Raw genomic sequence first — 9,719 nt, forward strand, 5'->3', positions numbered from 1 at the left:
GGTGAGGGTCAGCAGCCCGCTCTGCGGGCTGCTGGTCGGGCGTAGTCTGCTTACCTCAAGATCACCGGCACTATCACCCGATATGTCGGTGGCACAAACGCGCCTTTCGCAGTGTACATGGCCGTATTGCCGGCATTGTCGATGGCAGTGATGATGATCCGCACATCAGGCCAGTTGCGTGGTACGCTTGCCAGCCAACGCCGCGGATTCTGCGCGTCTTTCGTAAAGCTCAGCGGCGTCCACGTGATGTTGTCGGCAGCGAGGTAGACACCGGTCACGTTCACCTGCGGGTTGGCAGGGTGATCAGGATCGCTCACGATCACCTCAATCGACGTCGAAATGCTCTGCAACCCGGCATCTTGCCCAGCGATGCGCACTTGTTCGATCACGGGCGGGTTCTCATCGGCGAGAGCAGTGCTAGCGCCGCTTGCTGCCGGATCGGTGTAGACGATCTGGTAGACAAGCTGGGTGTAGGTGCGCAGAGTGCCGGTGACGCCGTTGGTAGCGCGGAATTGGGCAGCCGTGCTAATCAGAGTGTCGCGTTGATCGGCGTCGCTTCCAGTCGTGCTGTGGCCAAAGAAACGGTCAGGCACCCACACCCCGATCCCGACGCTGAAGTCAGGTTCGATCGTCGTCGTAATCAACGGCTCGAAGGTTTCGGTCACGATTTGGGTGACAGTGGGGTTGAAATTCTCGACCGTGTTGTATCGCCCGCCCATGAAGATGACATCGCGCACGACCAACGGCGTGGGGTTGCCATTGTCATCGCTCCCCGATAGGGCGGTAATATCATAAGTGAAGGCGGGCAATCCCGGCATGCCGATCAGATTGTTGTTAAAGACGGTGACAGTTGGAGTGACGTTGAAAGTGTTAGCAAGCAAGAACGTATCGCTGATCGTGAAGTTACTCGCATTGAGCTGGACAACGCTGCCGGTGCGGGTTGGTTTCAGGTAATTGGTGTCATAATTGATGGTGAACGTAATCGTGCGCGTTAACTGGCTGCCGGCAATCGGCGTTGGCGCTGTGCGATCGCCTGCCGGCAGCTCAGCATTGAGGTCTTCGACCGGCGCGGTCAGCGGGTTGTCAACCAAGACCCGCTTCCACGGCAGGCCGTACAGCGTCGTGATCGCTAACACTTTGTAGTCGTAGGCGTTGAGACCGATTGACGTGCGCAGATAGCGGAGCTTCGCGTTGACTAGCGCCTCGCCGATGCTGCGCCCAACGTAGGTGAACCCATCGGGTGCATCCAGATCAGGCCGGGTTTCGTTGCGCACTAGTTCTTGGGTTAGCAATGCCGATAACCGCTCGCTATAATCCACCCCGTCGAGGGTGCCATAGCCATAGCCGGTGTTGCCGATCCAGTTGCCGGCGTGGCGGTTGAAGGCTTGGGCGAAGTCGGCGGCGTAATAGCTGCTCGGTAAATTGCGCGCTTGGATGATCGCGTTGGTGGGCACACTGTACCCGCTGTGACAACCAACCGAATAGTAGATGGTGTTGTAGAAGAAACCGGGGCACATCATTGGGTAGAAGTCGCACACCTCTATGACTTCCCCATAGCCTGTGGTCAAAATGCGATCGGCGGGGAAGTTGGGATCGCTGCCGGGCCCGGCAGCAAGCGCGGCGGCAGGCTCGGCGGCAGGGATGAGCTGCCAGTGGTCGAAGTGGGCGTTGAGCGAGCTAAGCAGGGTGTTGGTGTGGGAAAAGACCTCTAGTGGCGTGGTGAAGAAGCCGGTCGCATTAAGTGGCTGTTCGAGCCAATTGTTCTCGAAGTCGCTGCGATCCCATGTGTTGTTGATGATGGTGCGTTTGGTGACACTGATCGATGTCGCTTGGGTCAGAGTGCGCGTGATGGCGTTGGCGCCGTCGATTAAGAAGTCGTAGCCGGTGATCGAAGCGCTGCGTGGGTTGTATGCTTGCCCAGTCAGCAGTATGTTGTCTTCATACCATCCGGGCCGGTTGCGGCGCAAGAAATCGGCGATCTCTGCCGGTTGTTCGACGAGCCGTCCCACGGCTAGCTGGGGCACAAACAGTGGGAAACCGTAGAACCGGTAGGGCTGATCGGTGCCATACGGATCGTCGCTCAACATCATGCGGTTGCGCAGCGCCGCACCGAGCGGGTTGTCGGGCGAGATGAGACTAGCGCCGTTGCTGCGAGTATCGATCGTCTTCAGATATTCGAGATAATCGGCTTCGTTTGCGATCGTCGTGAGGTCGGGCAGCCGGAAGAAGGGGATGATCTCGTCACTGCCGACCAGCACAATATGGCGCACATTGGGGTATGGTGTGATTGGATTCGTTTCATCGCCGAGATTGAAATTATTGTTCGCTCTGATCCGGTATTGTACGCGCACGTCACTCGAACGGCCATTGTTGGCGGGATCAATCGCCGCTTCGATCACGTGGTCAATGATGCTGGCGATATAGTTGGCGTGCAGTGGGTTGCGTTGATTGACCGGTTGCGACCATTCGGTCAGCAATTGGCCAAAAGGTGTTGCCTCGCTGCCGGTGATCACCTCAAGATTGGCCAGATCGATCACGGCGCCTTTTTCTTGGATCAGCGGTTGTTCGCTGACACCCATCATAAGGGTCTGGGTGAGCGAATATGATTGTTGCAGGGTGATGGAAATGATATTGATGCTTGTAAGATCGCTCGGATATACCTCCTCCATGCGGCCTGAGTTGATGATGTAGAGGGTGGTAACGGCGGGATCAGGCTGGTCGGTGTAAAACTCGACATGCGGGGCCGGGCCGAGCGATTGGAGTGTGCTGCGCTGGAGTGTGACAACCAGCCGGTATGGAAGCGAGCTAGTCTGGCCGGCGCTCGAGGGAGCGACGGCGACGAAGTACAAGCCCGGTTGCCACACAATCGTCTCGATCCGTTCGTCGCGGGTGCCGGGGTTGATGCTGATAGAGGTAATCTGGCCGCCGATGGAGGTAATCTGGCCGCCGATCTGGGTCACATCCTCCAAGCCGCGTTCGCCATTGTCAAACTCGAAGGTTTCGGTGGCGCCGCCGACGCCGGTCACTGGGTCAACCCCGCCGCCAAAGACCAGATCGTAGTCGGCGCCGAGGTTGGTGAGCTCAATGGTGATCAATGAACCGGGGGCGTCGATCGTGAATGCGAAGTAGTCAATGTCGCTCGATGACGAAACCACGCCACTGATCGGCTGCCGCCAGCTATCGGTGCGGCCTACTGCGATTGGCTGTGCATTTGTGCCGGGTGGCAAGATGCGGTTGTTCGGCTCAATCTCATTGATGGGTGATAATTCGGTAATGCTCGTAGTGCTGGTGGCATCGATTGGTTCAGCCTCGGCGGCAGTGGCGGGGGTTGGGTGTGGTGTCAATGCCAGTGGCGCCAATACGAGATTCACCAGTGTCAGCATGAGCAGGAGGCGGCGCATAGCGATACTCCTTCCGAATGAAGAACCACGATGTTCACGCCGGCAACGCCGCTGCAAGCGCCAGATCGCGCTGGGCATCGAGTTCGGTAAAAATGGCGATCGCTTCCGTGCGAGCAACCGCTGCTGCGGCAAAGTCGTGGCGAGCCAGAGCTAGCCGGGCCTGTTGGTAGCGGACTTTCCCCAACTCGTAGCGATTGTCAAGTTGGGCCAAGGTGGAGCTGCTGCGGGTGAAGAGATCCTCTGCAACATCAAGATCGCCGGATGCCAACGCGATCTCGCCGAGCACCCGATTGGCGATCGCCGAGTCGTCGGTCTGGCCAAGCTCTTCGGCAATAGCCAATGAACGATTGGCATCGGTACGGGACCGTTCGCGATCGCCTAAGGCCAATGCCGCCAGCGCGGCTAACCGCAATGCTTCGGGCAGGAAACTGCGGGCATTGATTGCTTCCAAATCAGCGATGGCAGCCTCAAAGAGGGCGAGCGCCTCAGCGGCGCGCCCTTGATTGAGCAGCACTTCGCCGCGGTTGTAGCTGGTCACGGCCACGCCAAGCCGCGACCCAAGCCGGGCAAAGAGTTCACTAGCCCGCTGGTACAACGCACCGGCCCGGTCAAGCTGGTTCCGCCCTACCAGCACGACGGCCAGATTGTTTGCGGTGCGGGCAGTGGCCAGCACATCGCCGATATTTTCCGAAATCGCCATGGATTGTTCAAAGACGGCGATTGTCTCGGCCCACCTCCCGGCTTGAGTGTAGACCCGGCCGAGGTCGTTGAGCACATCGCACAAGCCGGCCAGCATATTTGCCTGTTCATAGAGGGTGCGCGCTTGGTTGAGCGTATCGATGGCTTGGGTGCGGTCGCCTTGATAGCCGGCAATGTTTCCGATAATCTTGAGGGCGCGGGCTTGATCAGTAGCATTCCCAGTTTGCGCCGCCAAGGTGTACCCGATCCGTGCCCATTCCATTGCGTGGGTGTAATCGCCGGTACGGTACGCGATACCGGCGCCTAAAATGTAGCAGCGCGCCGTTTCCGCCGGGATGCCGCGATGGGTGTGGGCCATCCCCGCGGTCAGCCGGTCGAAGGCCGCTTGATAGCGCGAACGCCGCTCTTCGACCGTGGCGAGCATGCGGTGCATCCGCAACCAGCGTTCACTGACCGGTTCGTCGCCTACCGGTAAGCTGAGCTGCAGCGCCTCGTGGAAATGGTGTTCCGCTTGATCGTACTCACCCAAGACCAGATGCAATTCACCGATCGCTTCGTGGATTGCGTCCACTTGATCGATCAGTTGGGCCGGCGGCAAGACCGTCGTTAGCCGTGGAGCGATGTTGAGCGCAGTAGTGTAGAGGGCGAGCGCGTCGCGGTTGGCGAAGCGCCGGCGGGCTTGCTCGGCGGCCTGCACGTGGTAACGAAACGCGGGCAGCCACTCCTCGGCTTGCAGAAAGTGCCATGCCAGCACGGCGTAATGCTCCTCGAGCTGATTGGCTGCGATCGCTTCGATCCGGCGGGCGACGCGCGCGTGCAACGCGCGGCGGCGAGCGTAGAGGATGCCTTCGTAGGCCACATCCCGCAGCAGCGCGTGGCGAAAGATGTAGGCTAGAATCCGCTCTTGCTGGTCGGCTTGGATCAATTCGCCTTCGATCAGGTGCTGGATGCTCTCGTCGAGCGCGGGCGGGTTCGAGTAGATGCCTTCCACCACCGGGTGCAGAAAGCGGCGCCCAATCACGGAAGCGACCTGCACCAGCTCTTGGCATGCTTCGTCGAGCCGGTCGAGCCGGGCGATTAACAGACCTTCGATGCTGCGCGGCAGCTCGATCTTCTCGATTGGTTGCGTCAGTTGCCATGCGCCGCTTTCTTCATTGCGCACCAGTAAGCGGTCACGCACTAACGCGCGCACCAACTCTTCGATAAAGAAGGGATTGCCTTGGGTGCGCTCAAGCAGCGGCAAGATGTCGTTGGGCGGCGGCCCGCCAAGGAGCGCTGCAAGCAAGGCTTGGCTGTCGCTTGGCAGCAATTCGCTTAATTCGATCCGGACAGTGTTGGGGTGCGTTTCCCACGGTGCGGGCGACGCCATTTCGGGCCGGTAGGTCAGCAGCAACGCCAGCGCCCGTCTAGCGACGGCTTTGCTCAGGCGTTCGAGCACTTCGAGCGAGGGTGAGTCGGCCCAATGGCAATCTTCGAGCACCAACAAGACCGGCTCGTGGGTGGTGGCGGCGAGAAAGATTTCGACAATCAACTCTTGCAGCCGGTCGTGCCGTTGTTGGGGCGATAAGCCGGCGGTGAGCGGCGTGTCGGCCAGCGGCAAACCGAGCGCATCGGCTAGCAGCGGCGTAAACCGGCTGGCATCCGGCACGAGCCGTTCAACGCGGGCGATCGTGTCGGTAGCTAATTGGGCCGGCGTGGCGCGCAGGTCTAGCCCTAACGCATTCATCAGCGGCGCGCGAATTGCGGCGTAGGCGGTGCGTTGCTCGTAACTTTGGCAATCGCCAAACAGGATCGTAAACGATGGCACATCCTCGGTCACATGATCGTGTTCGGTAGAAGCGATGACTAAGCGCTGGATCACCTCCTCGACTAAACGAGATTTGCCGGCGCCGGCTTCGCCAACGATGGCAATCGTGGCGCCTTGCCCATGTAATGCGGCCCGCGCCGCTGCCAGCACCTGTGCTAATTCAGCATCGCGCCCGATCAGAGGGGCGATGGTCAGATGTTCCAGACTGTGACGAGTTGCGACTGTCGCGATCTGGACGACTTTGGCCGGCGTCACCGCTGCGCTTAAGCCCTTGAGGTGCAGCGGCGCTCCCGGCTCAAGCACAAATTGGCCTGCGACCGCGGTCTGGGTGCTGGGCGAGAGGTAGATCGCTTCATCGGGCGCAGCCGCCATCAGGCGCGCCGCCAGATTGACCGCCGGCCCCATAACGGTATATTCATAGCGGGTTGCGCCACCCACCCGCCCGGCAAAGACGGTGCCGGTATTGATGCCGATCTTCTGCGCCAGCGGCGGGGCGACTGCGCCTGCCAAGGCGGCAATTTCGGCGTTGGCGTCAAGTAATGCTTCGCGTAACTCAAGCGCGCAGCGCACGGCCCGCGTTGGATCATCTTCGTGAGCTGTCGGCGCCCCGAACAACGCCATCAACTTGTCGCCATGGGTGTACATATCGACTTTGTTGATGATGCCGTCGTAGCGATGGACGACTGCCTGCGCGCGCCGGTAGTAGGCGTTGAAGATGGTGGCGGCTAGGTTGGGATCAGAATCGAGCACCGCAAGGTGGCGGGAAAAATCGTGGACATTGGCAAAGAGCACTGTCACCGGGCGAAACTCACCCAATTCGCCGGCAGCCGGGTCAAGAAAGCGGCGGGGCAGGCGATGCACGAGGTAGGGTTGTAGGGCGGCCAATTGGCGGGCCAAGCGGTTGAGGGTCGCCAGATCATCGGGGCCGTCGAGTGGCAGCGGTAGGGGCGGTGCGATAGTCGCCTGCGCTACTGCCAGCTCGAGGAGACGGTAAAAGCCGTCGCGGCACACCTCAAGCTGCGGCTGTTCAAGGAGTTGGGCGGTTTGGCCGGTAATCACCACCTCACCCGGCGCGGCGATCTCTTGCGCGAGCGCCACCCGGTTCACTTCCGGCCCGGTCACCACCAGTTCGATATGGCTCTGATCGCCGACTTCGGCGGCAAAGACGCGCCCGGCATGTACCCCAACCCGTAGCCGCAACGTAAAGGTGCCGGCCCGGGTTGCGAGATTGGCGAATTCAGCCATGCGCGCTTGCATCGCCAAGGCCGCCGTACATGCCGCAGTCGCGTGCTGATCGCCGAGCGTGGCAGCATCGAAAAAGACGGTCAGCGCATCGCCGCCAAACTTGAGCAGTGCCCCGCTCCGCGCTTGGACTTCGTGCAACAGCGCGCCGAATAACCGGTTGACGACTGCCGACACTTCTTCAGCACCTTGCCGGCCAAGTACCGATAGCCGTTCGGAGAGGGCCGTGAAGCCGGACAGATCAGCAAAAAGGAGCGATCCTTCCCAGAACGCGCCGGTGGTGCGTCCGGGTTGCGGATCGGCGAGTTGGCTCTGCACAATACGGGCTGGAATGTAGGCGGCATGGGCTGCCAGCCGGGTACGCAGATCATGCCCAATGCGCGCGCGCACGGGGGCCGCGAGATCTCCGATGGTAGTGAGTTCGGCGATCTGCTGATTGTCAAGATGGACGATCAGATCACGCCATGCTGTCAGCGAACCGGTCATGACTGCTTCCATGCTCGATCTCGGCGATCGGTAAGGCGTTTGCATCTATATCTGTAAACGAGTCAACGCCAAAGATTGTTTCGCGGTTGCGGTTCCGGTCTTGTTACAATGGATCGGATGATGGTGCCCGCAGGCGTCGTCATACCGCAGTGAGGTTCAGTCAAAGCAATGCCACACCTTGCCCTGATGCCCGCAGCGATCCCTTTGCGTCCGCAGGATGTCTCCTCGTTGGTTGGCAATACCGCTGGTTCTCCGTTGCCGTGAATTGATCGCAGCCTGCTTTCTAGCATGTCGCTGCGCTCTCATTTTGCAGCGAAGGTTGCAAAATGAGAAGAGGGTAAACCGGCCTTATGGATAAAAAATTTTTTAGTGACCTCTTGACAATATCTTGCGAGGGGTGTATACTCATCGCAATTGCAAAAAGTGTAATAATAACACTAATTGGAGAACGCCCATGGTCGCCCAGCTCTACGCAACGACCGGCGCAACCGCTGCCGCATTGATAGCCGAGATTAACGACTTGCGCCGCCGGCGCAACGCCATCATTTTGGCTCACAACTATGAATACGGTGAGATTCAGGAGATCGCCGATTACGTTGGCGACTCGCTCGGTATGGCGCAGGCTGCGGCGCGCACCGATGCCGATGTGATCGTGGTCTGCGGCGTCTACTTTATGGCTGAAACGGCAGCCATTCTCAACCCGCAGCGCACGGTGCTGATTCCCGATGCCAATGCCGGTTGTTCATTGGCCGATTCGATTACGGTCGAGCAGTTGCGGGCGTGGAAGGAGGCCAATCCCGGCGCGGTGGTGGTGAGCTACGTCAACACTAGCGCCGCTGTTAAGGCCGAGAGCGACTATTGCTGTACGTCGGGCAATGCCGAGCGGGTGATCAATGCGATTCCGGCTGATCAGACCATCCTCTTCTTGCCGGATATGTTCCTCGGTAGCTACCTGCGCCAAAAGACGGGCCGTCCGCTCAAGATTTGGGCCGGCGAATGCCATGTCCACGCGGCGATTCGCCCGGCAATGATCGAGCAGAAGCGGGCGGCGATGCCTGATGCCGAGTTTCTGATTCACCCGGAATGCGGCTGTGTGAGCAGCGCGATGGATGATCTGGCCCGCGGTGCGATTGATAGTCGCGGCACCTATATTCTTTCCACTGAGGGCATGATCGCGCATGCCAATCGCTCGCCAGCCAGCCGGTTTGTGGTGGCGACCGAAATCGGCGTCTTGCACCGCATGCGCAAGGCCCATCCTGACAAACAGTTCGTGCCGGTCGATGAGTCGATCAGTTGTCGCTATATGAAGCTGATTACGCTTGAGAAGGTGCGCGATAGTTTGCGCGATCTGCGCGAACCCGTCACTGTGCCGCCGGAGATTGCTGCGCGCGCGCGAGTCGCGATTGACCGGATGTTGGCGTTGTAGTCGTGGCAAGCACCGCATTGTCGCCGGAGGAATCACCATGCAATCTATCTCTGCTCCGCGGAGTGCCTTACAATCACTACCCCTGGCCCGCGAACGGCGCGTTGATGTCTTGGTCATTGGCGCCGGCGCGGCTGGCCTGACCGCCGCGTTGGCCGCCGCAGCGCGTGGCGCGCAGGTCTTGGTGTTGGCCCGTGGTTCGTTGCCGGAAAGCAATTCGGCGTGGGCGCAGGGCGGCATCGCCGCGGCGCTCGATCCGTCCGACTCGCCGGGGATTCACGTCGCCGATACCTTGACCGCCGGCGCCGGTTTGTGTGACGTAGCGGCGGTGTCGGTGTTGGCCCACGAAGCGCCAGCGTTGATGCGGGAATTGGCCGAACTCGGCGTTCCCTTTGAGCGTGATGCAGATCGGTTTGCGTTAGGCTTGGAAGGCGGCCATTCGCGCCGGCGCATCGTTCACGTCGGTGATGCTACCGGCTGGGCAGTGACGCAGATGCTGATCGAGCGCGTGCGGGCGATGCCACGCATCACGGTGTGCGAGCAAGCGCAGGCGGTTGATCTGCTCACCGCCAGCGAGCGGGTGGTGGGGGCGTTGGTGCGGTTGGCCGGCGGCGCGTGGTTGCGGGTGCTGGCGGCGGCGACGGTGTTGGCTAGTGGCGGG

General features: G+C 60.4%; 4 protein-coding genes. 2 read left to right on the forward strand and 2 right to left on the reverse strand.

All coding sequences use genetic code 11. The features are described from left to right. Window positions 1-50 precede the first annotated feature (50 nt). Together U9R81_RS10110 and U9R81_RS10115 are read right to left on the reverse strand one after the other, a co-directional pair. Complete coding sequence (locus U9R81_RS10110) at window positions 51-3,401, reverse strand: peptidase (protein WP_322495340.1); 3,351 nt, start codon at window positions 3,399-3,401, stop codon at window positions 51-53. A gap of 34 nt (window positions 3,402-3,435) precedes the next feature. Continuing rightward, the gene (locus tag U9R81_RS10115) at window positions 3,436-7,647 is read right to left on the reverse strand and encodes an adenylate/guanylate cyclase domain-containing protein (protein WP_322495341.1); all 4,212 of its coding nucleotides are present in this window, start codon (window positions 7,645-7,647) and stop codon (window positions 3,436-3,438) included. 442 nt (window positions 7,648-8,089) lie between these two features. Between U9R81_RS10115 and nadA the strand changes: the two genes are divergently transcribed. Continuing rightward, window positions 8,090-9,061 carry a quinolinate synthase NadA gene (gene nadA, locus U9R81_RS10120; RefSeq protein ID WP_322495342.1) on the forward strand — a complete coding sequence of 324 codons (972 nt, stop codon included), beginning with the start codon at window positions 8,090-8,092 and terminating at the stop codon, window positions 9,059-9,061. Window positions 9,062-9,098: 37 nt separating this feature from the next. Further along, window positions 9,099-9,719: FAD-dependent oxidoreductase (locus U9R81_RS10125; RefSeq protein ID WP_322495343.1), on the forward strand; the 621-nt coding region annotated here is incomplete at its 3' end.

This window comes from Chloroflexus sp. (assembly GCF_034435895.1).
Classification (GTDB): Bacteria; Chloroflexota; Chloroflexia; order Chloroflexales; family Chloroflexaceae; genus Chloroflexus.

What these genes read in the sequence shown, in the direction of transcription:
- U9R81_RS10110 (WP_322495340.1), bottom strand. Translation starts at nt 3,401, where the DNA reads ATGCGCCGCCTCCTGCTCATGCTGACACTGGTGAATCTCGTATTGGCG.
- U9R81_RS10115 (WP_322495341.1), bottom strand. Translation starts at nt 7,647, where the DNA reads ATGGAAGCAGTCATGACCGGTTCGCTGACAGCATGGCGTGATCTGATC.
- nadA (WP_322495342.1), top strand. Translation starts at nt 8,090, where the DNA reads ATGGTCGCCCAGCTCTACGCAACGACCGGCGCAACCGCTGCCGCATTG.